This is a genomic window from Streptomyces sp. cmx-18-6, assembly GCF_046548915.1.
Classification (GTDB): Bacteria; Actinomycetota; Actinomycetes; order Streptomycetales; family Streptomycetaceae; genus Streptomyces.
On record NZ_JAEBEP010000050.1, the window covers coordinates 1 to 597 of the forward strand.

General features: G+C 69.8%; 1 protein-coding gene. It reads right to left on the reverse strand.

Annotated features, from left to right (window positions below; translation table 11 throughout):
* Positions 1-311 precede the first annotated feature (311 nt).
* Positions 312-597, reverse strand: a 286-nt coding sequence (locus ACLJPL_RS34085; RefSeq protein WP_411084817.1) for an STAS domain-containing protein, incomplete at its 5' end; no start/stop codon positions are given.

Sequence of the window (597 nt, forward strand, 5' to 3'; positions counted from 1 at the left end):
GGCAGCGCTCGCCACAGGGGTGCTCCTGGTGGTGGGGCGGGCTGATCCCGCCGTGCACCTTCTACAGGTGTGTTTTTCGGCTCCCGTGTGACGCCGATCTTGAAAAACCTGTCGGCCGTGACCGCATCGTGATCAAGGGTGTCCCTGGAGACCAGGGAGTAGCCGATGCGGATCTGGGTCGGGCGGGGCGTAAAGATGCCCAGGAGGCCGTCGCCTCCTGGGCTGAGGGCACTGGTGAGGCCGTCCACGAGTTGGTCGTGACCTCTCTGACGCTTCCCGGGGCCGCCCTTATCCGGTGGCCACCGCCGGGGTTACGCGGTGGCCGTGCCCTGGGTGCGGCTGTGCGCGACGAGGGCGTGGGCGGCGGTGGGGTGGGCGGGTAGCAGGGCGCTCAGGCCGGTGAGGTCCAGCATCCGCGCAAGGCGGTCGGGGACGGCGGCCAGGACCAGGGTGCCGTCGGCGGTCTTGGCGCAGCGGAAGATGCCCACGAGGGCGTTGAAGCCGGAGGAGTCGCAGAAGGTGACGGCTCCGAGGTCCAGGATCAGGTGCCGGTGGCCTTGTTCGATCAGGGCGAGTGCCTGGGTGCGCAGGTGGGGG